At 28.7% G+C, this 23290-nt stretch carries 23 protein-coding genes and 1 riboswitch; of the genes, 3 read left to right on the forward strand and 20 right to left on the reverse strand.

Features of this window, described 5'->3' with window-relative positions:
- Positions 1 to 122: 122 nt before the first annotated feature.
- The gene (locus NT01CX_RS10480) at positions 123 to 1133 is read right to left on the reverse strand and encodes a CotS family spore coat protein (RefSeq protein WP_011723015.1); all 1011 of its coding nucleotides are present in this window, start codon (positions 1131 to 1133) and stop codon (positions 123 to 125) included.
- A gap of 127 nt (positions 1134 to 1260) precedes the next feature.
- Between NT01CX_RS10480 and NT01CX_RS10485 the strand changes: the two genes are divergently transcribed.
- The gene (locus NT01CX_RS10485) at positions 1261 to 2382 is read left to right on the forward strand and encodes a glycosyltransferase family 4 protein (RefSeq protein ID WP_011723016.1); all 1122 of its coding nucleotides are present in this window, start codon (positions 1261 to 1263) and stop codon (positions 2380 to 2382) included.
- A gap of 51 nt (positions 2383 to 2433) precedes the next feature.
- Here the strand turns inward: NT01CX_RS10485 and cysK are convergent, their stop codons facing one another.
- The 15 genes from cysK to NT01CX_RS10560 all read right to left on the reverse strand — a co-directional run bounded on the left by cysK (position 2434) and on the right by NT01CX_RS10560 (position 15834).
- On the reverse strand, positions 2434 to 3360 hold the full coding sequence (gene cysK, locus NT01CX_RS10490; RefSeq protein WP_011723017.1) for a cysteine synthase A: 927 nt from the start codon (positions 3358 to 3360) through the stop codon (positions 2434 to 2436).
- Positions 3361 to 3530: 170 nt separating this feature from the next.
- Complete coding sequence (locus NT01CX_RS10495) at positions 3531 to 4322, reverse strand: sirohydrochlorin cobaltochelatase (RefSeq protein ID WP_011723018.1); 792 nt, start codon at positions 4320 to 4322, stop codon at positions 3531 to 3533.
- On the reverse strand, positions 4306 to 5085 hold the full coding sequence (locus tag NT01CX_RS10500) for a cobalt-precorrin-6A reductase (RefSeq protein WP_011723019.1): 780 nt from the start codon (positions 5083 to 5085) through the stop codon (positions 4306 to 4308). The genes NT01CX_RS10495 and NT01CX_RS10500 overlap by 17 nt, the downstream gene beginning before the upstream one ends.
- On the reverse strand, positions 5082 to 5828 hold the full coding sequence (gene cobJ, locus NT01CX_RS10505; protein ID WP_011723020.1) for a precorrin-3B C(17)-methyltransferase: 747 nt from the start codon (positions 5826 to 5828) through the stop codon (positions 5082 to 5084). The genes NT01CX_RS10500 and cobJ overlap by 4 nt, the downstream gene beginning before the upstream one ends.
- A gap of 49 nt (positions 5829 to 5877) precedes the next feature.
- Positions 5878 to 6912 (reverse strand): cobalt-precorrin 5A hydrolase, encoded by a 1035-nt coding sequence (gene cbiG / locus NT01CX_RS10510; RefSeq protein ID WP_011723021.1) that lies wholly within the window; start codon positions 6910 to 6912, stop codon positions 5878 to 5880.
- Positions 6913 to 6920: 8 nt separating this feature from the next.
- A complete protein-coding gene (gene cobM / locus NT01CX_RS10515; protein ID WP_011723022.1) occupies positions 6921 to 7658 on the reverse strand; it encodes a precorrin-4 C(11)-methyltransferase in 738 nt (245 codons plus the stop codon).
- A 10-nt stretch (positions 7659 to 7668) separates the two neighbouring features.
- Positions 7669 to 8334 carry a cobalt-factor II C(20)-methyltransferase gene (locus tag NT01CX_RS10520; RefSeq protein ID WP_011723023.1) on the reverse strand — a complete coding sequence of 222 codons (666 nt, stop codon included), beginning with the start codon at positions 8332 to 8334 and terminating at the stop codon, positions 7669 to 7671.
- A gap of 1 nt (position 8335) precedes the next feature.
- Entirely contained in the window at positions 8336 to 8914 is a 579-nt protein-coding gene (gene cbiT / locus NT01CX_RS10525; RefSeq protein WP_011723024.1) for a precorrin-6Y C5,15-methyltransferase (decarboxylating) subunit CbiT, read from the reverse strand.
- Positions 8911 to 9531 carry a precorrin-6y C5,15-methyltransferase (decarboxylating) subunit CbiE gene (gene cbiE, locus NT01CX_RS10530; RefSeq protein ID WP_011723025.1) on the reverse strand — a complete coding sequence of 207 codons (621 nt, stop codon included), beginning with the start codon at positions 9529 to 9531 and terminating at the stop codon, positions 8911 to 8913. The genes cbiT and cbiE overlap by 4 nt, the downstream gene beginning before the upstream one ends.
- 18 nt (positions 9532 to 9549) lie before the next feature.
- On the reverse strand, positions 9550 to 10626 hold the full coding sequence (gene cbiD, locus NT01CX_RS10535) for a cobalt-precorrin-5B (C(1))-methyltransferase CbiD (RefSeq protein WP_011723026.1): 1077 nt from the start codon (positions 10624 to 10626) through the stop codon (positions 9550 to 9552).
- 21 nt (positions 10627 to 10647) lie between these two features.
- Complete coding sequence (locus NT01CX_RS10540; protein ID WP_011723027.1) at positions 10648 to 11271, reverse strand: precorrin-8X methylmutase; 624 nt, start codon at positions 11269 to 11271, stop codon at positions 10648 to 10650.
- Positions 11264 to 12619, reverse strand: a complete 1356-nt coding sequence (locus tag NT01CX_RS10545; protein ID WP_011723028.1) for a cobyrinate a,c-diamide synthase — start codon at positions 12617 to 12619, stop codon at positions 11264 to 11266. Before NT01CX_RS10545 ends, NT01CX_RS10540 begins: the two co-directional genes overlap by 8 nt.
- A gap of 123 nt (positions 12620 to 12742) precedes the next feature.
- A riboswitch (cobalamin riboswitch) is annotated at positions 12743 to 12919 on the reverse strand.
- A gap of 45 nt (positions 12920 to 12964) precedes the next feature.
- On the reverse strand, positions 12965 to 13936 hold the full coding sequence (locus tag NT01CX_RS10550) for a CotS family spore coat protein (protein WP_011723029.1): 972 nt from the start codon (positions 13934 to 13936) through the stop codon (positions 12965 to 12967).
- Positions 13937 to 13976: 40 nt separating this feature from the next.
- Entirely contained in the window at positions 13977 to 14789 is an 813-nt protein-coding gene (locus NT01CX_RS10555; RefSeq protein WP_011723030.1) for a spore coat protein, read from the reverse strand.
- Between the two features lie 31 nt (positions 14790 to 14820).
- Positions 14821 to 15834 carry a CotS family spore coat protein gene (locus tag NT01CX_RS10560; protein WP_011723031.1) on the reverse strand — a complete coding sequence of 338 codons (1014 nt, stop codon included), beginning with the start codon at positions 15832 to 15834 and terminating at the stop codon, positions 14821 to 14823.
- A 149-nt stretch (positions 15835 to 15983) separates the two neighbouring features.
- Between NT01CX_RS10560 and NT01CX_RS10565 the strand changes: the two genes are divergently transcribed.
- The gene (locus tag NT01CX_RS10565; protein ID WP_011723032.1) at positions 15984 to 17096 is read left to right on the forward strand and encodes a glycosyltransferase family 4 protein; all 1113 of its coding nucleotides are present in this window, start codon (positions 15984 to 15986) and stop codon (positions 17094 to 17096) included.
- A 43-nt stretch (positions 17097 to 17139) separates the two neighbouring features.
- Here the strand turns inward: NT01CX_RS10565 and NT01CX_RS10570 are convergent, their stop codons facing one another.
- A complete protein-coding gene (locus NT01CX_RS10570) occupies positions 17140 to 18186 on the reverse strand; it encodes a PocR ligand-binding domain-containing protein (RefSeq protein WP_011723033.1) in 1047 nt (348 codons plus the stop codon).
- Positions 18187 to 18353: 167 nt separating this feature from the next.
- Positions 18354 to 19079: an ATP-binding protein gene (locus tag NT01CX_RS10575; RefSeq protein WP_011723034.1), complete on the reverse strand. Its 726-nt coding sequence runs from the start codon at positions 19077 to 19079 to the stop codon at positions 18354 to 18356.
- A gap of 134 nt (positions 19080 to 19213) precedes the next feature.
- Between NT01CX_RS10575 and NT01CX_RS10580 the strand changes: the two genes are divergently transcribed.
- A complete protein-coding gene (locus NT01CX_RS10580; RefSeq protein ID WP_011723035.1) occupies positions 19214 to 19897 on the forward strand; it encodes a Crp/Fnr family transcriptional regulator in 684 nt (227 codons plus the stop codon).
- A gap of 6 nt (positions 19898 to 19903) precedes the next feature.
- Here NT01CX_RS10580 and hcp read toward each other — a convergent pair whose 3' ends face one another.
- Both hcp and NT01CX_RS10590 read right to left on the reverse strand, forming a co-directional pair.
- Entirely contained in the window at positions 19904 to 21553 is a 1650-nt protein-coding gene (hcp, locus tag NT01CX_RS10585) for a hydroxylamine reductase (RefSeq protein WP_011723036.1), read from the reverse strand.
- Positions 21554 to 21675: 122 nt separating this feature from the next.
- Positions 21676 to 23139 carry a methyl-accepting chemotaxis protein gene (locus NT01CX_RS10590; RefSeq protein ID WP_011723037.1) on the reverse strand — a complete coding sequence of 488 codons (1464 nt, stop codon included), beginning with the start codon at positions 23137 to 23139 and terminating at the stop codon, positions 21676 to 21678.
- Positions 23140 to 23290 lie beyond the last annotated feature (151 nt).

Genomic DNA, 23290 nt, shown 5'->3' on the forward strand with positions numbered 1-23290 from the left:
ATTTAAAACAGTATAACTAGCTAAATTTATCCTTGAGAAAATAACTTCTATTACTACAATAATAGAACCATATAAAATAAGTTAATATATTATATGGTTCTATTTAAAATATCTATATTTACTCATATATCTTCTTTTTGATTGTATACTTCTTTAAAATCTTCAATAAACTTCATATACTTATCTTGTTCTGATATTAAATTTTCTATTTTTCTATTGAAAGTATTAGTTGCCCAATTAACTTCATTATAATAATATCTATTTCCAAGTCTCCAGAAACGTTGTGGAAATAATAAAAATGCAAATAATACCTTATATTCATCCTCATTTAAAGGACTTACTTCATTATAAGAATCTATAATTATCTTTGCACAATCTATATTCCAATCTCTTCTTTTAAGTACCTTTGTTATAAAGTTTGAAATATCATAAACTCTAACTTCTCTCTTACAATAATCAAAATCTATAACATTTACACGATCATCATTGTCTATAATTATATTGTGATAAGTAAAATCGTGATGACAGAATGTTTTTTGAGCCTCTGTATATGCACATATATCCATATATTTTGAACTATTTAAAACATTTAAAGCCCTTATACCAAGCTTCTTGTAAAAATCCATTGTCTTAATATAATTTAAATCAAAATCACCTTTTCTATTTTTCTTTCTAGCCATATTTCTCATCTTATCTAAAGCCTTAACCCTTTTTTCCATAAGATGTGGCCATCTTCCAAGGTCTGTTTTTAACTTGCTATTTTCAGGTGGATCATAGTCCTTTGAAGCTATATGCATATTTGCAAGAGCTTTTGCTGCTTTTCTTATATCATCATCATTATGGAAATCACACTCTCTACCTTCAATCCATTCAGATAATGTATATATGTCCTCATTAACTATTGCATAAGGATCACCCTCTACATTTAAACTATATTTGTCCACAGTTGTAAATCCATGATTTATAAGATGCTCTTTAGCTCCATAAACAAACCATAACTTTTGAACACCATAGTTTATTCTTTTAAGGCACTTATTTCCTTTATTAGTTTTTAAAAAATATACTCCTTTATTTGGCTTTATACTTTCAATTCTAATATCAAATTGTCTTTCTATTTCAAACTCCCTCATCATTATTATCGCCTCCCCTATAAATTTATATGTACAATATGTTACATTTAGAATACATATTCATTTGTTAACATTTTTGCTTTAATAACAATATACTAAATTAAGTAATTATTTCTTAAAGGGGTGCTTTATGAAAATAGGAATTGATGCTCGAGCTGCAAAATGGTATAGAGGAACTGGTATTGGCACCTACACTTATCAACTTGTTAATTCATTAAATAAAATTGATTATTTAAATCAATACTTAATTTTTATGCCAAAAAGTAGTACTTATGATATAAAATTCAATAGTAATTACAAAATAAAAAATGTAACTCAGGATATGAAGGGTGAATTTTGGAATGAAATAAACATTCCAAATATCTTACAAAATAAGGATATAGATTTATATCATGTACCTCAAAATGGCGTAGGGTTACCTAAATACAAAACCTCACCTTTTGTAATAACTCTGCATGACGTAATTCCTTGTAAAATGCCCGAAACAGTAGGTAAAACATATTTAGAAATTTTTAAAAGGGAAATGCCAAATATAATCTCTAGATGCGATGGAATTCTAACTGTATCCAATTACTCAAAACAAGATATAATAAAAACCTTTAACTTTCCTGAAGAAAAAATTTTTGTAACTCACTTAGCCAACGAAGATATTTATTTTCCTCGTGATAAAAACATGTGCAAAAATTTTCTTAGCAAACACTATAATATTAATGATAATTATATATTGTATGTTGGTGGTTTTAGTCCTAGAAAAAATATAGTAGGTTTAATAGAAGCTTTTAGTAAGTTGAATTATTGTGATTTAAAATTAATTATAGTGGGTAGACAAGGTAAATCCTATGAAATTTATAAATCCACAGCTGAAAGATTACATGTTGAAGATAAAGTTATATTTCCCGGATTCATACCTTTAGAGCATATGCCTATATTTTACAGTGCTTGTGAAGTTTTTGTATATCCATCTCTTTACGAAGGTTTTGGACTACCTCCAATAGAAGCCATGGCTTCAGGAGTTCCAATAATAGCTTCAAACTTAACATCAATACCAGAAGTTGTAGGGAATGCTGCTCTTCTTATAAATCCCTATAATATTGATGAGCTTTATGAAGCTATGAAAAGAGTTTTAGAAGATCCTCTATTAAAAGCTAACTTAATAAATAAGTCTTTAATTAGAAGTTCAAATTTTAGTTGGCTTAAAACCGCTCAAGAAACAGTTAAAGCTTTTGAAACTATTGCAGGATGTAAAAGGTGATTGCATATTTATATACTGCAATCACCTTTTACGATGATTAATTAAAAATTATTAATCAAAAACAGGAGTTGATAAATATCTTAATCCTGTATCAGGTAATAATACAACTATATTTTTATCCTTATTTTCTTCTCTTTTGGCAAGTTTACTAGCTGCAGCAATAGCTGCTCCTGAAGATATTCCAACAAACATTCCTTCTGTTTGCACAATTTCTTTAGTTACTTTAAAAGATTCTTCATTACTTATTTTTATTGTTTCATCTATTATATCAACATTTAAAAGTTCAGGAATAAAACCTGCTCCTATTCCTTGTATTCCATGAGCCCCTGGTTTTTCTCCTGATATAACAGCAGAATCTGCTGGTTCCACTGCTACAATTTTTACGTTAGGATTTCTTTCTTTTAAGGCTTCCCCAATTCCAGTTAAAGTTCCACCAGTTCCAACACCAGCAACAAAGATATCAACTTTTCCATCTAAGTCATTCCATATTTCCCTTGCTGTTGTTTCTTTATGTGCTTTTGCATTAGCTGGATTTTCAAATTGTCCTGGTATAAAAGAATTTGGAATCTCTTTTGCAAGTTCTTCTGCTTTTTTTATGGCACCTGTCATTCCTTCACTAGCTGGAGTAAGAATAAGTTCTGCACCGTATGCACTAAGAGTTTTTCTTCTCTCAAGACTCATTGATTCTGGCATTGTTATAATAAGCTTATATCCCCTTATTGCTGCTACAAGAGCAAGACCAACACCAGTATTTCCACTAGTAGGTTCTATAATTACTGTATCCTTATTTATTATCCCTTTTTCTTCAGCATCTTTTATCATGTAATACCCAGCTCTATCCTTAACACTTCCACCTGGGTTAAAATATTCAACCTTTGCAATAAGGTTTGTTTTTAAATCATTGTTTTTACTATATTTAGATAGTTCAACAAGAGGTGTATTCCCTATTAACTCAATTAAATTTTTTGCTATTTTCATAAAAATTCCCCCTTTATAATATACGCCACATAATAATGTTAATCCTTCTTAAATAATAAAACAACTGATTTTAATTCCGAGTAGTTTAATCGTATTATATTACACTTGATATTATTTGTCAATTTCTTTTATAAAAATAAGCTATTGCATAAAGCAATAACTCATTTTTCTTATATTATACTCTTTATATTATTAATATATATTTGTCTTATATTTTCATTCTCCCCTAATGCGTGAAGATTTATATTAACCTTAAACCCTTCTTTTTCAAGTATAGTTTTCCATGAATCTTCTTCATCTGACGCCATATCGTTTTTAGCATGATCTCCTGATACAATCATAAACGGTTTTAATATAACTTCTTTTATGTTTTTATCTTTCAATCTTTTTATAGCATCTTCTAAGGTTGGAGTTTCTTCTACTGTTGCAACAAATGTATTTTCATATCCTTTGCTTTTTAACATATAGTCTAAAAGAGCATAACATGAATTTGCATGATGATATGAACCATGCCCCATTAACACTAAAGCTTTATCTTCATTTTTCTCAACAAGTTCTTCTTTCATAGCTTCTATTACAATTTCATAATCTTTTGTTTGATATAGTAATGGCTTTCCAAGAACTATCTTATGAAAACTTTCTTCTTTTTCAAATCTATGCACACATAATTTAATTTTATCGTATTCTTCTCCTGGCATTACGTGTAGTGGCTGAACTATTATTTTTTCATATCCATCTTCCTTTAACTTAGATAAAGCTTCCATTGGAGTATCAACAAATATTCCATCTCTCTCTTTTAGTTTTTTTATTATCATATTAGATGTATATGCTTTTCTAACTTCAAACTCTTTAAATTCTTCTCTTATTTTTTCTTCTATAGCATCTAATGTAATTTTTCTTGTATCTTCGTAACTTGTTCCAAAGCTCACAACAAGTATTGCACTTTTATTTGTATTTTTCATATTTTTCTCCTTTAACTTGGTTAATTAATTTATCTATATCAGTAAACTTATTTTCATAATTTATGTTTTCTCTTTCAATAACAAATCCTTGTATATTTATATCTATAACTGCTTTAAGCTTTTCGTATGTTCCTCCAGCAATTCCACTATCCTTCATTATCATCGCTTTAGCATCATATTCTTTTATAAAAGCTTTGTTAAGTTCATAACTAGTAGGTCCTTTTATTCCTATTAAATCATCTATTTTAACTCCTAAATCAATACACTTTTTTATAACAGCACTACTTGGAAGAACCCTATGTATAACTCTGTTTTTTAGTTTCATATTAATGATTTTATCTATATTCTTACTTCCAGTAGTATCAAGTATATTACCCTTTACACTTCTTAATTTTTTTTCTAATTCATCGTAGTCTTTAACAGAAATTATGTTTTTATTGTCCTTAAATTCCCTCATAATAGACGGTCTTTCATATCTATAATATAAGATATTACATTTCCTACAAGCTTCCATTATATTTTTACTTACATCTACTGCGTAAGGATGGGATGAATCTATAATTAACTCTATATTATTTTTCTTTATAACATCTATAAATCCTAATGTATCTAAAGGTGATGTATTTAAAATTTTATATTTGTATTCTTCTAGCAACTCTCCACCATACTTTGTTGCTGTAGATACAAATATATCTTCTGTAAATTCATTTAACCTTTGTAGTATTTTCCTGCCTTCACTAGTACCTAGTACTACTCCTATCACTTTACTTCTCCTTTTGCTTTGTTTTCGTATCCTCTTGGAGTTATAAATTTATTATTTTTTATATAACTTTTGCTATTTCCCACAACTACTATACTCATCATATCTACAATATCATCATTGAAATTTCCTATAGTTGTAACTGTTATTTCTTGCCCTTCTCTAAGTGCATTTTTAACTACTCCAATTGGGGTGTTATCATTTCTATATTTTTTTATAATGTTTAAACATTCCTTTAGATAATGAGGTCTTCCTTTGCTTTTTGGATTGTACAAGGATATTATAAAATCTCCCTTTGCTGCACATTCAACTCTATTTTTTATAACTTCATAAGGCGTTAACAAATCACTTAAACTTATATTGCAATTATCATGCATAAGAGGTGCTCCAAGTAATGATGCAGCTGATGATGATGCCGTAATTCCTGGGATTACTATAACTTCTTCATTTGTTGCCATTTCAAGAATAGGACCTGCCATACCATATATACCAGCATCTCCTGTACTAATTATTGAAACTGTCTTACTCTTTGATTCATTAAGTGCATATTCTACCCTTTCAAGTTCTCCTCTCATTCCAGTTGAAAAAATTTCTTTTCCTTCAATTAGAGGTTCTATAAGTTTAATGTATTTAGTATATCCAACTATAATTTCACTTTCTTCTATAGCCTTTTTAGCTCTTATACTCATCTCATCTAAAGAACCAGGACCAATACCAATAACATATAATTTTCCTTTATTGTTCATGTTTCTCTCCTTAAAATATAGTAATTTTTTATTCTCAAAAATCTTTGAACTAATTTAAAACTCCTATGCATAAGGTAACTCCATCTAGCTTTAACTTTTCCGTAATTAAAGTAGCTCCCGTAAGCTCTACACATGGTTCTGCAACAGCCCTTACCCCTATTACACTTTTTACAAATTCACTGCCCTTATAATTATGTTCAACCTTTTTTATATCTTTTACTTTGAATACATTAAAGTCACATTTAAGTTCATCTACCATTTTTAAAATAGCTTCTTCATTTTTCTTTATTTCTACTGTAGCTATTGATTTTACCGCTCTTTTATCTATATTATATATTTTTAAAACTTTAAATATCTTTTCTTTCATGTGACTAAACGAAATTCCTTTTTTGCATCCTATTCCAAGAACTACATTTTTCTTTATAAGTTTAAGATATGGCTTATTAAAATCTAAATTATATTTATCTGTAACTACAACTAATCCCTCTGCACTATTAACTGATTTTATATATCCTTTAGGCACTTCTATTATTTTTTTATTAAAGGCTACAAAATCCTCAATATAAGCTACCTTTTCATTATTCACAAGCATTGATGCAATTTCTTTTGCCATCTTTAAATCATCTATAATATACCCTTTTTCCTTTGCAATAACATCAGGTGCATCTATATTAAGATTATCTGTTGCTGTAGTTATAATTGGCTCTGCCCCTAAAATAGACGCTAACTTTAAAGTAATATCATTAGCGCCACCTAAATGTCCACTTAAAAGACTTATTACAAATCTTCCCGTACTATCAATTACAATTACCGCTGGATCTTTATCCTTACTTTCTATGTAGGGCGCTATAGTTCTAACTGCTATCCCTGTAGATGATATAAAAATTATTGTGTTATCTTTTTTAAAATATTTTTCAGTGATATTTTTAATTCCTATGTTTTTTACATCATCTCTTAGAAATTTATCCACATTTATTTTATTTTCTTCATTATATCCACAGAATTTATCCACAACAATTGAATTTTCAAGCTTTTCAGCGATTTTATCCCCACTATTTGTAACACTTATAATTACTGTTTTCACTATTTTTATCACTTCCTAAACATATGAGAAAAGTTTTTATCATACAGTAAACTCTTTTCATATTCACAATCAATAAAATCTCCTACAAGTATTTGAGCTGTTTTTGTTATGTTTTCTTTTTTCACCTTTTCAGCTATATCATCAAGTGTTCCTATAACTATTTTTTCATCATCCCATGTAGCCCTTTGTATTACAGCTATTGGCACATTTCTTTTATATCCTTTTTTCAAACTATCCACTACTTTTTCAATCATTGATACAGAAAGAAAAATCGCCATACTTGCACCTATTGAAGCTAATTTTTCTAACTTCTCTTTCTCTGGAACAGGGGTTCTTCCTTCAACTCTAGTAAGTATTACTGTTTGAGTAACACTGGGAAGTGTGAACTCCTTTTTTATTGATGATGCCGCTGCTGTAAAAGAGCTTACCCCTGGTATTACCAAGTAACCTATATTTAGTTTATCAAGTTCATCCATTTGTTCTTTTATTGCACCATAAATAGATGGATCTCCTGTATGAAGTCTTACTATATTTTTTTCTCTATTATTTTTTATAACATCAATTACTTCATCTAATGTCATTGATGCTGAATTGTATATTTGCACTCCATTTTTACAAAAATCTAAATGTTCCTTTGCAACAAGAGAACCTGCATATATTACTATGTCCGCTTCCTCTATAGCACGTCTTCCCTTTATTGTTATTAACTCAACATCTCCTGGACCTGCACCTACAAAAGTTACCATAACTCTCCTCCTATGCTCTGTTTGCTATAATTAAACTCATATAGCCTTTTTCTTTTAATATGTCTTCTCTATTTGTTAATACCTTTTGTCCTTCTCTTCCTGCATTTTTTATATACACATAGGAAAATCCCTTAGCTTCAAGGAAATCAAGTGCTTTTTCAGCATGATGATACACTTTCATAAGAACAACATATTTTTCATCTTTTATTTCTTCTACTTTAAATGCTGGGAGTATCTTTAAAGAGTTTTCTCCCATAACAAGTGGTACATTTGCAATAGCTGCTGATGCACAAAATGATGGAACTCCAGCTATTGTTTCAACCTCAAATCCTCTTTCATTTATATACTTTAAAAGATGCACATAAGTGCTATAAACATAGGCATCTCCTATAGTTAAAAAGGCTACATTTTTTCCCTCTTTTAATTTGTTTGCTATAAATTCATATATTTCTCTTACCTTCTCGTCAGTATCTTCTTTTCCCATTGGGAAATGCATAACTACAACTTCTGTACCTTCTTTTATATAATCCTTTGATGCATTAAGCGCTATACTCTCTCCACCCTTCATAGCAGATGGTGCTACTACAACATCACACTTTTCTATAGTTTTTACAGCTTTTATAGTTAAAAGCTCTGCATCTCCTGGTCCTACGCCTATTCCATATAACTTTGCCATTTTATCTCTCCATCTTCTCGTTTTTTTCTCCCCATACAATAAAAATAGGGTTATTTGCTTTAAGCATATAAGTATTTTTAAATGAACGACTTATAGAAACTTCAATAAACTCAACTTTGTAACTTATGTTTTTTAATGTTTCCATAGCCTTATATAAATTGTTTATAGTAATAAAATTGAGAACTATTCTGCCCTTATTTTTCAGCTTTTTTTCATAGTTTAAAATTATATCTTCTATGTTTCCACCGCTTCCACCTATGAAAATAGCATCAAACTTACTTTTTATACTTTCACACACTTCTAGCGCTTCTCCCTTAATTATTTTTAAGTTATGTGCACTAAACTTTTCTTTATTTTTATTTATGAGTTTAACTGCTTTTTCCTCCTTCTCTACGGCTATAACTTCACCTTTATTGCATATTTTACTTAGCTGTATACTAATTGAACCCGTTCCTGCACCAACATCTAAGACAGTGGAATTTTCATCTACACCCATTTTAGATATGGATAAAATTCTAACCTCTTCCTTTGTCATAGGAGATTCCCCTCTTATGAACTCTTCATCCTTTATATATTTCATTTTGATTCATCCTCAATAATCATCACACTTAAATGAGAAAAATCTTTATGTATTAATTCCTCTGCATATCCAACTGTTATTTTCTCATCTGAATATGATAAATTTTCTCCTACATATACCTTATATCTTCCATTTAAACTGCACAGTTTTTTGCAAAGTTCCTGTGATGAATTTTTTTTATCTGTAAGCCACATAGAAACATTATTATTTTTAACTATGCTTAAAAAATCTTCTTCTCTTCCATGCATACTTCCAACATAAGCCTTACTCCATACAATTCCTAGTTTGCCACTTAAATATTGTATAGATGTTATTCCCGGAACTACCTCTACACTTCCATTAAAATTTCTTTTTATGTAATCAGTTATTCCATAAAAATTAGGATCTCCACTTGCAGCAATTGATACTATTTTATATCTGTCATCATTTATACTATCTAATATTTCTTGAAGCTTTTTTACTTTATTAATTGGTTTATTTAAAAAATTAATACTTTTTTCTATTCTCTCAAAGGCTAAAACAATATCGCTATTCTCCATAATTTCTATGGCTTTGGGAAGTATATATTCTCGGCTTCCTGGTCCTATTCCAACAACATAAACCTTTTTATTATCCAAAATATATCACCACTCTTTTTAATTAACTCTTGCAATAACACCCTTTTCCATAGAAAACATCACAATTTCAGCATCTATAGTGTCATAGGTATAAGTATAAATTCTACTTTTTATTTTTTGTGCTATTCTTAGATATACCTCACTATATTTATCCTCTAAAAACTTCACAGCACCTTCTGTGGTTTTCATATTGTAAACTTCATTTACTATGTGAAAAGGGGCATTCATTAATGCTAATTCTAAAGCTATTGTTTCCATTCTTACATCACATACTCTACTATGGGTTTGAAAACACCCACTAGCTATTTTGCACATCTTCCCTATATGTCCAACAAGAGCAATACTCTTTATTTCCTTTTGCCTACAAATGTCTAGTGCATATCCTATGTAATTAGAAACTATAATCATATCATTTTTATTAAATCCTAAAGCTTTAGCTCTTTCTTCCCCCATATTTCCAAATACAAGTACAGGACGAGTTACTCCTGATGCATATTTTTGCTTTATTTCAAGGGCAATAGACTCTTTAAGTGCATCCTCTGACATAGGGGTTACTATTCCTGTAGTTCCTAGTATTGATATGCCACCTTCAATATTTAATCTAGGATTAAAAGTTTTCTTTGCAATTTCCTCTCCCTTTGGTACAGAAATAGTAATTTCTATTCCCTTATCTTTAGGTACAATTTCCATAACCTCTTTTTGTATCATCTGTCTTGGCACAGGGTTAATTGCAGGTTCTCCTTTTTTTACATAAAGTCCTTCTCCCATTACAACACCTACACCCTTGCCACCTTTTAGAGAATATCCACTTTCTATTTTTCTTGCAGTAGCATAAATTTCTATACCATTTGTTATATCAGGATCATCTCCCGAAAACTTAGTTACAGAACATTTAACATAATCTTCTCCAACTTCTATGTTTCCTATAGGCACAGTAATTTCTATCCCCTTTGGAATATCTATTGTGATTTTTTCAAGTTTTCCACCGTAATATAACATCCTTGTAGCTGCTTTTGCCGCCGCCGCTGCACAAGAACCTGTTGTATAACCACATCTTAGTTTTTTACCATCACAATCAACATACATTTCAAACATGGTTTTCACTCATTTCCTTTTTTATCTTGCCAACATATACATTAGTGCATTTACAATACATGCAGCAATTCCACTACCACCTTTTCTACCTCTTACAGTTATCATAGGTATGTTTAACTTTTCTATTTCTACTTTACATTCCGCCGCTCCAACGAATCCAACTGGACACGCTATTATAAATTTAGGATTTGCTTTTCCTTGTTCTACAAGTTCTTTTAATTTAAAAACTGCTGTAGGTGCATTTCCAAACACAAAAAATTCAACTCCGTCTTCAACTGCCTTTTCAACAGCCGCCATAGAACGTGTAATCTCTCTTTCCTTTGCAATTTTTGCTACTTCTTCTTCAGATACATAAGAAATTACCCTGCAGTTTAACTTTTCAAGTGCCTTTTTATTTATTCCTGAAAGAGCCATTTTAGTATCTGTATATATTGTTACTCCCATTTTTAATAGTTTTAAAGCTTCATCAATAGCACCTTCTCTTATATACAATAAATCTTTATATTCAAAATCTGCCGTTGTATGTATAACTCTTTTTACTATTTGAAATTCTCTTTCACTAAAATTATGTGGTCCCATTTCCTCTCCAATTATCTCAAAACTTCTTTTTTCAATTCCCATAGGACTTTTTATATAGTTACTCAAATATTTTCCCTCCCTTTATGTTCTCTGTTAAATAATCTATAAATTTAATATTCCCGAAAAAATGTATATGAGCATAAGATGCTAATGTATTATTTTTAATATATCCACAATTCCATGTCTTTTTACTTCCATCATACATTTCTTTTTCAACTAAATAAGCTTTTGTATCATTACTCTCTATTTTGGATCTATGAAACTCATGACAATTTATATTAAATCCTTTAGGTAAAATAGGATTTTCCTCTACAACATTTACTTTAGCATACCCGAAGTTTTGAAGTCTTTTAGTCATATAAGAATTTCCCTTAAAGAAATCTACCATATTGTAATAAGTTTCATCTTCATTACCTTTATCAATAAAAGCACTCATAAGATACATAAGCCCACCACATTCTGCATAACATCTAAGACCACTCTCTAGTTTTTCTTTTAAACTTTTAAGAATACTTTTATTTTTTGATATTTCTTCTCTAAATACCTCTGGATAACCGCCACCTATGTATAATAAGTCTATATCTTCTGGAAGTTTTTCATCCTTCAACGGGCTGAAATAAATAACTTCTCCTATTTCCTCTAAAAGTTCAATATTTTCTTTGTAATAAAAACTAAAAGCTTTGTCTTTTGCTACAGCTATCTTTAACCCCTTATTTTTAACATGAAATTCATCTTTAAATCTCATACAACTTTTAAATTCAAGCAAAAGAGAATCTAAATCTATATATTTTTCCATTAACTCCGCACAATAATTTATTTTTTCATTAAGCATTTCTATCTCACTACTTTGAATAAGTCCAAGATGTCTACTTCCTATTGCTAGTTTTTCATCCTTAGGTAAATATCCAAATACTTTTATGTTACACAACTTCTCTACTGCTTTTTTTAAAAGTTTAAAGTATCCCTCAGTTATATTATTAAATATAATTCCAACAATATTTATATCCTGAAAATTTAAAATCCCATTTATCTCTGCACACAAAGTTGCAACTTGTGCCTTTGGTGATAAAACTAAAACCACTGGCAAATCTATAGTTTTAGCCACATGGGCAGTTGAATATTTTGAGTCTATTCCTTTTCCGTCGTATAATCCCATAACCCCTTCAACTACAGCATAATCACACATTCCTCTTGAAAAAGATGCTCTAACTCCATCTTCCCCCATTAAAAATAAATCTAAATTTCTAGAATCTATTCCCGTTATTTTGCTATGAAATGCTGTATCTATGTAATCTGGTCCTACCTTATATCCTTGAACACTAAAGCCTCTATTTTTAAGTGCTTTCATAAGTCCAAGAGTTACTGTGGTTTTCCCTCCACCACTGGCATTTGAAGATACTACTATTCCCTTCATTTGTATCCTCCTTATAATCAATATAAATAAAAAAAGTACACCTTTCAGCGTACTTAATTATCATAAAAAAACCTATGAAATTTTTAAATAGGTCTACTTATAACAACTCTTTCCCACCGAAAGGTCTTTATCCAAAGCTTAGGCAGGTCTCCTGACTTAGTTTCATCCTCCTCTTCCTTCCCGGTTATAAACCAGTGGTTTTAGATTTGTCCACATTACAGTAGCGGGGGCTGTTACGGATTTTCACCGTATTCCCTTTTCACCTGAAATTAATCAGACACCTAAGCTAATATACAATTTTATAAAGTTATTATATACTACCTTACATTATATTATCAACAAATACTATTCTTTTATAATCTCTGTTCTAAATTTCTCTAAAAATTCTCTCTTATCTTGCTTTAATCCATTCTTTTTAATTAATTTATCTAAAAATACATCGTATGACCAATCCTTACTTCTAGTATAATAAGCTTTAGCTACTGTATAAAAATCTTGAGGGAATATCATCATGCCATATAGAACTTCCATTTCTGTTTTAGTAAGATTATTGTGTTTATAATAATTATTTAATATAAAATGTAACTCATCAAAATTATATGCTGATCTTTTTTCTACCTTATTTATAAAATTGCAAAGATCATGAACCTTTAAATCTATAATAGAATAATCAAAATCCACAAAATGTGCTTCTTCATCTTTGATGAGTACATTGTGATGAGCTAGATCATGATGGCATAATATAATTTTATCTTCTTCACTACATAACTTGTAAAAATTAGACCTCTCTAAAACATCAATAGCTCTATCTACTTCTCCTATATAATAATCAACATTCTCTATAAAAATTTCATCAAATTCTGTTTTATTCTTTATAAGTTTAACTACATTTTTAAATATTTTTAACTCTTCACCTTTTCTTTTAAATGTATCAATTGTAGTTCCACAAAGGTACCTTGTTTTATTTTTATATCTAAATCCTTCACATGCTTTATGCAGTTGTCCAAGTCCCCTTGATACAACCATTACATCTAATGGATTTGAATATTCACTTTCTCTTCCATCAATTAAATCCATGACACAATAAATATTTTTGTTCCAATTCACATAAACTTCTCCATCTTTAGTCTTAGTAAAATTAAATACTCTATGGAAGGAATTTTTGTTTATATAGTTTATTCCTGAATTTATAAAATTTAATTCATTTATACTATAATCAATTTTCTTTAAAATCTTATTTCCTTTATCAGTAATTAAAATATATACTTTTCTTACAGGAATAATCTCTTCAATTTTAAAATCATATGCTTCAAACATTTTTAAATTTAAATCATATTCAACTAGGGCTTTTTTATCTTTATATCTTACATTCTGTAAAATTTTCTACACCCCCTTCACATAAAATATTATAATCACATCTTATGATTTTTTTTAATTTGTCTTTACTCTTATTAATGTTTAATCTATTATCATACATCATATACTTAGTGCTGGTTATATATTTATTACAACACTTCATAAATTCAGTAGGATATGCTATAAGTGATTGTAAAAAAACATTGCTTCTATCATCTAAATCTTCAAATTCACAAAATTTATCCACTAATTTTTTATAATCTAATTTTAGATTTTTCTTCATAAGCTTTCTAAAAAAAGTAGCAGCATCAATTTCTACTAAGTCATAAAAACACTTTTCGAGATTTAATGCTTCTATGAATTTTATTTTTCTGAGACTATTAAAATAAGTATTTCCTAAACAAATTTCATTTCTGTCCATACTTCTTTTCATAATCTCTAAGTACCCAATATCATATATATTTTTTATAGACTTTTCTGCTCTATTTAAATAATCTTTCCCATATCCCAATAAAAGTTCTTCAAAATCATTTTGTGGTGAATTATGCATTATATCATTAATTTTTCTTTTTACTCTTTTTATATATACCTTATACTGTTCTATAGTTCTTCCTCTTTTATCTTCTAACCTATGACCTATATAATCATTATATCCCATAGCTTTTTTGTGAAACTCACTTATTATATACAATTGATTTATAATCTCTTTTTCTAAATCAGGATCTTTAAGTGATACTTTTCCCTTAAATTCACCTTCAACAACCCCTTGTCTTTCCATATAGGTTAAAAACGGATTTTTAGATATAACAGTCATCAAATTCACCTCTATCTACCTTTTGCTTAATTTAAAGTCCTTTAATTCCTTTATTTCTAAATTCCTCAATGAATTGTTGTTTTTCCTCTCTATCTTCCATATATCTTTCTAGTTTTTTTATAAAGAACTCTTCTCCCCAAGGCTTTTCCTCCCAATAATACTGGATTCCCCTTTGCCAATAATCTTGTGGAAATTCCATAAAGGCTGCCATAACGGGAATATCATCAGAATAAACTTTATTAATTGTATTATAAATTTCTAGTATTTCACTGGCATTACTAATATCCCATTTACCATATTTCATTCTTCTTATAAGTAAACTAGATAAATCATGAAGATGAGTATCTAACATACAATAATCAAAATCTATTATGTTTACACAGTTTTTATCATCAATTAACACATTGTGATATGCATAATCATGATGACAAAATCCTCTATATAAAATTTCTTTTTTCATTTTTTCTATATAATTGCTCTTAATTAAATTAGAAATAGCTATGTCGGCTCTTTTAAGTTCTTCATCCATAATTCCAAGATACATACAATCAAATTTAGATTTCTTATACCTTTTATTTATTCTATTTCTAAAATCTAATATTTCATTTTTTCTGGTTTTATAAGTCTTTATCCATGTTAACCAACCAATTCTCGGATTCATGCTTTCAGTTACATTAAATCCTCTACTTTTTAAATGTAATTCTGCAAGTTTCTTAGTTGCCATATTTAAATCTATTGGATTATCATAGTTACTTTGTCTTGCCTTTATCCAAGGGGTAAAATAGGCATAGTTATTTCCTATTTTTATATAATCGGAACCACTTTTAGTTTTAATTATTTTAGGTATTTTAGAAAATCCACTATTTTGAAGATGTTTTATAGCATTTAATATAAAAAAGAAATGTCCAAATTCATACTCTATAACTTTTAGACAAAACTCTTTATTATCTGAAACAATCCTATATATACTTTTTACTTTTTCAATGCTTGTAATATTAATTCCATACTCTCTTTGTAATAGGTTTTTTAATTCTTCCGTTTCCAATTGTTCCTCCCCCAAAACCTTTTTCTCATTTTAGTATATGAATATTTTTTTTAGTGTGTGAATAATAGTAAATATTAATTAATTCATATCACACTTTTTAATTTTATTTAATATTAATACTATATAGGAACTGTTAAGGAGAGGATATAATGAGAATAGCCATTGATGCTAGGGGTATCAATTGGTATAGAGGCACTGGTATTGGTACTTATACAGAAAATTTGGTTAGAAATTTAATAAATATATATAATAAAGATTACTTTAGACTTTATTGGTCTGAACAAAATTATAATGATTTTAATAAGGAAAATACAGAATTACTTATAACCTCAAAAAAACACCCAAGATTTTTTGAGCAAAGTTATTTTTGTAATGATTTAAATAAAAATAAAATGGACATATATCATGTACCACAAAATGGGATAGGATTAGATGTAAATATAAAGTGTAAAAAGATAATTACGGTTCATGACTTAATTCCTTATATTATGCCAGAAACTGTGGGTAGAGGTTACTTACTTAAATTTTTAAAAGAAATGCCTAATATTATTCAAAATGTTCATGGAATAATTACAGTATCAGAATACTCCAAAAAAGATATATTAAAATTTTTCCCTATAGACCCTGATAAAATATTTGTAACTCCCCTTGCAGCAGACAGTATATATAAACCACTGGATAAAAACATGTGTAAATCATTATTAAAAGAAAAATACAATATAACTAATCCTTTTGTTCTTTACTTAGGAGGATTTAGCGCTAGAAAAAATGTTCCTTCTTTAATAAATTCGTTTTTAAAGGTTCACTCTAGTTTAAATGATGATTATAACCTAGTCATAGCAGGAGCTCGAAAAGATTTAGGTGAGTATTTAAATAAGAAATACTCTAGTTTAACTAATAAAATTAAATTTACTGGATTTATACCTCAAGAAGAACTACCTATATTCTATAACGCATGTGATTCTTTTGTTTACCCTTCTCTTTATGAAGGTTTTGGACTACCTCCACTTGAAGCTATGAGTTGCGGTATTCCAGTTATAACTTCAAATACAACTTCTATCCCTGAGGTTGTTGGAAATAGTGGATTACTTATAAATCCTTATAGCGAAGATGATATTTCTAATTCTTTAGTAAAATTATTAAATGATAAAACACTTCAAGAAACTCTTAGTAAACGAAGTCTAAAACAATCTGCTAGGTTTTCTTGGCAAAAAACTGCAAAAAATACCTTTGAAGTATATAAAAAGGTATTTCAATCATAAAAAGTTTACAGACTGCTTCTGTAAACTTTTTATTTTTACTATGTTATTTGCTAATTTTACTATTTGATAATTCTTTTAATTCCTCAGTTAATTTCAAAACTTCATCCATACTAGTTGCAGCCCCTAATACAACTCTTTCTTGTTCTTTTACAGTATCAAGAGTTGAATTTGATATTTCTAATGTTCTATCAATATAACTTTGCATATCTGCTGTCAATTTTCCGATTGTATCAGCAGTTTCTTTTGAATTTCCCGATAGTTTTTTTATTTCTTTTGCAACAACACCAAATCCTTTACCTACTTCTCCCGCCCTTGCTGATTCTATAGATGCATTTAATCCTAAAATCTTTATTTGATTTGATATTTTCTTAGTAACTTCTAAAATTTCATTGATTTTATTAGATAGGTCTCTTATGTTTGATATTTCATCATTAAGACTTTGTTGGTTTTGACAAACACCTTCTGAAGTTGCCGAAACTTCTTCCATTGTCTCAGATATTTTAGAAAAATCATCTTTAAGTTTTGAAATTGACTTTCTTAATTTATATTGTTGATATCCCATATTTGAAACTGTATTAGCTACTATGTATAAAAGATCCGCAGCAGCTTTTATAGTCTTTTTATCTATAATTCTTATCTTTTTTACCTCTTCAGCATAGACATCTTCATTTACGCCTATTTCTCTTGCTACTTTTCTTATGTATCTTTCATCAACTTCTTTTGTTAATACTTGTCCACCAAGTATACTTCCTATTTGTTTATCACCTAACATAATTGGAGCCCCAAAATCAATTAGTCCAGCATGACATTCATATACACATGGCTTTCCTGTCTTTAATGCCTCTTCTCCACCTTTTCTATCACACTCTGCACATCTTTTAAAGCCTAATTCCGTTCTTCTAGTCATAGTACAAAACTCAGCGTGATTACTAGGAATAGTTACTGGCTTTCCTTCACCATCTACACTAACACTAGATATATTTGTACTATCAGAAAAAGCATTTTGAAATTTTTGGAGAAAGTCTAAATCTATAACATCTTCGAGCTTTAAGTCCTCTTCCTCCATATTTTCTTTTAGTATATCATTCATTTTTCTTCTCTCCTTATGATAATTTATGTTTAGGCAGAAAATTTTTCCTTACACTAGTATTATACAACTTTTACCGAATTCTACAACCTAGCCAATATAATTGTTTAGTAAATATAAAAGCTACAGAATAATCTCATTAATCTGTAGCTTTTGTTGTAATATTTTATTTATATTATACTTCCATCTGTATCTATTATAACCTCACTATAGGGTACAATTACTCCGCTATTTAACATTGCTTCTTTAACTGCACTGACTATTCCTCCACAACATGGAACTGTCATTCTTATAACTTTTACACTTTTTACATTGTTGTATCTTAATATTTCTGTAAGTTTTTCTTTGTAATATTCAACGTCATCAAGTTTTGGACATCCTATCATTGTTATATGTCCTTTTATAAAATCTCTATGAAAGTTTGCATACGAATAAGCTGTACAATCTGCTGCTATTAATAAATCTGCATCACTTAAAAACTCTGAATGTGGATTTATTAAATTAAGTTGAATTGGCCATTGAGATAGCTCTGATACAACTTCCTTATTTGAAATCTGTTTTTCTTCTGGTTTAACCTTTTTTATAACTTTTCTTACTATTTTCTTTGCCATAGTTCCAGGACATCCACAAGGTAAGCTTTCATTAGATTTTTCTTCTCTTTCCTTTATTCTTTCTTTAACAGCTTCTTCATTATATTCATCTGCTTCTCTTTCAATTATCTTTATGGCATCCATAGGACAACCAGGAAGACAATCTCCAAGACCATCGCAATACTCATCTTTAATTAATTTTGCTTTTCCATTTATAATTTCAATTGCACCTTCATGACATGCAGTTGCACATATTCCACAGCCATTACATTTGTCTTCATTTATAGATATTATCTTTCTTATCATTGTTTTTCCCCCTTAATCTCTGTATTCCCTTGATTTCATAAGTTTATTATAATAGGATAATAATAATAAATATGTAACCTAAGTTACCAAATCAATAAAGAAACTAAGTTAATTTAAAAATATGGGAGGATTTTATGGATAATTTAATTAACTCTTTAAGTCTATGTTTTTTATTTAATAATTTTGAAAAGGAGCATATATTAAAAACTATAAACAGTATAAATTATAAAATTACAAAATACGAAAAAGGAGAAACCATAGCCATTGAAGGAGACCCTATTCATAGTATTGGACTTGTTTTAAATGGCTGTGTTGAAGTACAAAAAAATTATTCCTCTGGCAAAATAGTTTCCATAAATCGTATAAAAAAAGGCAACGTTTTTGGAGAAGCCATTATTTTTTCTAATAAAAATACATATCCTTCCACAATAGTTGCCTTTGAAAATTCAGAGATTTTCTTTATATCTAAAAAATATATTTTAGCTATGTGTGCTTCAAATACATTGTTTTTAAACAACTTCATGAGATTACTTTCTAATAGAATACTTAAATTAAACAAAATTCTTCGTGATATTTCTTATGAAACCATTAGAGCTAAACTGTGTAACTTTATTTTAAACGAATATAAAATTCAAAAATCCATAAAAATAAAACTTTCATCTTCTAGACAAGAAATGGCTGATTCCTTTGGAATTACACGTCCTTCCCTTTCTCGTGAACTTTCTAATATGAAAAACGATGGACTAATTGACTATGAAAAAAAATCTATCACTATACTTAATCTAGAAGAAATGGAAAATGTACTGTTGAACTCATAAATAAAATTAAGCTTCTCCTAAAAATAACTTAATATCATCTTCTACAGTTCCAATTCCTGCAATACCAAAGTTCTCAACTAAAACTTTAGCTACATTTGGGGATAAGAATGCAGGTAGAGTTGGTCCTAAGTGAATATTTTTTACTCCTAAATGTAATAATGCAAGAAGTACAATTACAGCCTTTTGTTCATACCATGATATATTAAATGAAATTGGAAGTTCATTTATATCTTGAAGTTCAAATACTTCTTTTAATTTTAGTGCTATTACTGCTAATGAATATGAATCATTACATTGTCCAGCATCTAAAACTCTTGGAATTCCACCAATATCCCCTAAATCAAGTTTATTGTATTTGTATTTAGCACATCCAGCTGTTAATATTACTGTGTCCTTTGGAAGAGCCTTTGCAAAATCACTATAGTAATTTCTAGATTTTGCTCTTCCATCACATCCTGCCATTACAAAGAATCTTCTTATTGCTCCAGTTTTTACAGCATCAACTATTTTATCCGCTAATGATAATACTGCATTGTGAGCAAATCCTCCAACTATTTCTCCTTTTTCAATTTCCATTGGAGATGCGCATCTTTTAGCATGTTCAATAATTTCAGAGAAATCTTTAGCTTTTCCATCTTTTCTATCTTCAATATGTTTTAATCCTTCAAATGCAACGGCACCTGTTGTATATACTCTATCCTTGTATGACTCCTTTGGTGGCACTAAACAGTTTGTAGTCATTAATATTGGTCCATTAAAGCTTTTAAATTCTTCATTTTGTTTCCACCAAGCATTTCCGTAGTTCCCTACAAAATGGTCATACTTTTTAAATTCTGGGTAGTAGTTTGCAGCAAGCATTTCACTGTGAGTATATACGTCAACTCCAGTTCCTTCTGTTTGCTTTAATAGTTCTTCCATGTCTTTTAGATCATGTCCACTTATTAAAATAGCAGGATTATTTCTAACTCCTATATTAACTTTTGTTATTTCAGGATTTCCGTAAGTTTCTGTATTAGCCTTATCTAATAATGCCATTACATCTACTCCAAATTTTCCACATTCTAAAACTATTCCTATCATTTCATCCACAGATAATGCATTTCTTGTGGATACTAATGCTTTTTTCATAAATGTGTAGATTTCTTCATTTTCATATCCTAAGTTATAAGCATGATGTGCATAAGCAGCCATACCCTTTATTCCATATGTTAATAACTCTCTTAAAGATCTAACATCTTCATTTTCAGTAGCAAGTATACCTACAGTAGCTGCTTTTGCTTCAAATTCCTCTACGCTTATTCCCTTCCATAATGCACAATCATCTTTTATATCATCTATTTGTACATTATTTTTAACTAACTCATCTTTGATAGAATCTCTTAACCCTATAGCATCTTTTATTCTAGCTATAAAATCTTCTCTACTAAAGTTTGCATTAGTTATTGTTGAAAATAATGCATCCATTATAAATTTATTTACTTCATTATTTTTGATTCCAGCTTCTTCTGCTTTTAAATCATATATTGAAATTCCCTTAACTACATAAATTAATAAATCTTGAAGATTTGCAACATCTGAAGTTTTACCACATACCCCTCTTGAAGTACATCCTTTGCATCCAGCTGTTTCTTGACATTGATAACAAAACATACTCATATTAATATTACCTCCTATATAATAAACAAATTATTTTTTCCTCGTGACATGAGTTTATTATACGGAGTACTTTAAAAGATTTATGTAACTTATGTTACCATTTAAAAATTTATATAAAATTTTTAAAACACTGATTTTCCTTCCTGTGTTAATTTATTAGATATTTCTTTCATTTTATCAAATTTATTTATAATATCTTCAGATAGCTTTTTAGCCTCACTAGCATGATTTAGTGCATCTTTTTTATTATTTTTTTCTATATCATTCATAACAATATGTCCAATACCATGTAGTTTGTCATGTATTTCATCTACTTCATTCCATATTTTTAGAATTTCTTCATTTTTAGGTTTTACGGAATGATAAAAATGTCCAAATCCGCATTTTTGTCCATCTATTTGTAGTGGTTTTATATCCATACTATTAGCCATCTCTTTAAGAGTATCTACCCACTTCCCGTGAGCAATTATTGCATTGTCTAAGTTAGCTATTAAATCTTCATTTGAAATCTTAAAATAGTCAATTTTATTTAACTGTCCTGTGAGCTTAGATAAATCAGAAACATCATTTTCTATTACTTCTAATTCATTTGATATTTCCTTTATTTTGTTTGATTTTTCACCTACCTTCTCTGCTACACTAGCTAAATTTTCAGTATCCTTACTAATAGAACTAACTGTTGCTCCTATTTCCTCACTTACTGCTGTTAATTCCTCCATATTAGACGACATAACTGTAATTTCATCTGTTACTTGTTCTACTAATTCTTTACTTTCCTTAAATGATAATGACATTTTATTTGTGTATTCATTTATTTCATCAATGGACTTTAGAGTATTTTTAACTCCCTCATTACTATTCTTATATCCGTCTTCTATCTTTTTCATAAAATCTACAATGAACTTTAACTGTTCCTTTGTATTTTCTGATAATTTTTTTATTTCTTCGGCTACAACCGCAAAACCCTTTCCATTTTCTCCTGCCCTTGCAGCCTCAATGCTAGCATTTAAAGCTAATAAATTAGTATCTGATGCTGTCTTATCTATACCAGCTACAATTTCACTCATATTTTTAATTATTGATGATAAATTTTCCATACTTTCTGACATAACTTTAGAATTATTAATAATATCTTCATTAGCCATATTCATATTTTTAAGTATCTTATCATTCTCATCTAATGACTTTGAAACCTTTTTGGAATTATCAGCTATTATAGATATAGCATCAGAGTTAGATGCTATTGATGATGCAGACTCATTTATACTTGCACTACACTCTTCCATAGCTGATAATAAATTTTCACTAGAATCTTTTAATATATTTGATATATCTGTTAACTCTTCTGATTGATAATTTAATCTAACATTAAAATTACTTATATAAGTAGTTATATTTAATATACCTTTTATGATTATTTTTACTGATTTTGCTCCATAAAGTATACCCTTTAATATTTTTATAATGCTAGATACATCGGAATTATCTATTTTCTTTTCCTCATTTTCTAATGCTAATTCATCACACTTTTTAAAATGACTTACTATATCTTTTAACTGAGATTTAATCTGTGAACATTTAAACATCTTTTATCCCCCTAATAAATTAATATTTCAAATGAACATATTTAATATTTATTGCTAATTTGTTAAAACTTTATGATTTATTCCAATATGATGCAATTATATACTATATATTACATAACAATCATTATTATTGCAATATTTTTTTAATTAT

This window comes from Clostridium novyi NT (assembly GCF_000014125.1).
In the GTDB taxonomy this organism is placed as follows: domain Bacteria; phylum Bacillota; class Clostridia; order Clostridiales; family Clostridiaceae; genus Clostridium_H; species Clostridium_H novyi.

Coding starts and splice junctions, on each gene's coding strand:
- NT01CX_RS10480 (WP_011723015.1), bottom strand. CDS start 1,133: ATGATGAGGGAGTTTGAAATAGAAAGACAATTTGATATTAGAATTGAA.
- NT01CX_RS10485 (WP_011723016.1), top strand. CDS start 1,261: ATGAAAATAGGAATTGATGCTCGAGCTGCAAAATGGTATAGAGGAACT.
- cysK (WP_011723017.1), bottom strand. CDS start 3,360: ATGAAAATAGCAAAAAATTTAATTGAGTTAATAGGGAATACACCTCTT.
- NT01CX_RS10495 (WP_011723018.1), bottom strand. CDS start 4,322: ATGAAAAATACAAATAAAAGTGCAATACTTGTTGTGAGCTTTGGAACA.
- cobJ (WP_011723020.1), bottom strand. CDS start 5,828: ATGAACAATAAAGGAAAATTATATGTTATTGGTATTGGTCCTGGTTCT.
- cobM (WP_011723022.1), bottom strand. CDS start 7,658: ATGGTAACTTTTGTAGGTGCAGGTCCAGGAGATGTTGAGTTAATAACA.
- NT01CX_RS10520 (WP_011723023.1), bottom strand. CDS start 8,334: ATGGCAAAGTTATATGGAATAGGCGTAGGACCAGGAGATGCAGAGCTT.
- cbiT (WP_011723024.1), bottom strand. CDS start 8,914: ATGAAATATATAAAGGATGAAGAGTTCATAAGAGGGGAATCTCCTATG.
- cbiD (WP_011723026.1), bottom strand. CDS start 10,626: ATGTTTGAAATGTATGTTGATTGTGATGGTAAAAAACTAAGATGTGGT.
- NT01CX_RS10545 (WP_011723028.1), bottom strand. CDS start 12,619: ATGAAGGGAATAGTAGTATCTTCAAATGCCAGTGGTGGAGGGAAAACC.
- NT01CX_RS10550 (WP_011723029.1), bottom strand. CDS start 13,936: ATGTTTGAAGCATATGATTTTAAAATTGAAGAGATTATTCCTGTAAGA.
- NT01CX_RS10555 (WP_011723030.1), bottom strand. CDS start 14,789: ATGACTGTTATATCTAAAAATCCGTTTTTAACCTATATGGAAAGACAA.
- NT01CX_RS10565 (WP_011723032.1), top strand. CDS start 15,984: ATGAGAATAGCCATTGATGCTAGGGGTATCAATTGGTATAGAGGCACT.
- NT01CX_RS10570 (WP_011723033.1), bottom strand. CDS start 18,186: ATGAATGATATACTAAAAGAAAATATGGAGGAAGAGGACTTAAAGCTC.
- NT01CX_RS10575 (WP_011723034.1), bottom strand. CDS start 19,079: ATGATAAGAAAGATAATATCTATAAATGAAGACAAATGTAATGGCTGT.
- NT01CX_RS10580 (WP_011723035.1), top strand. CDS start 19,214: ATGGATAATTTAATTAACTCTTTAAGTCTATGTTTTTTATTTAATAAT.
- hcp (WP_011723036.1), bottom strand. CDS start 21,553: ATGAGTATGTTTTGTTATCAATGTCAAGAAACAGCTGGATGCAAAGGA.
- NT01CX_RS10590 (WP_011723037.1), bottom strand. CDS start 23,139: ATGTTTAAATGTTCACAGATTAAATCTCAGTTAAAAGATATAGTAAGT.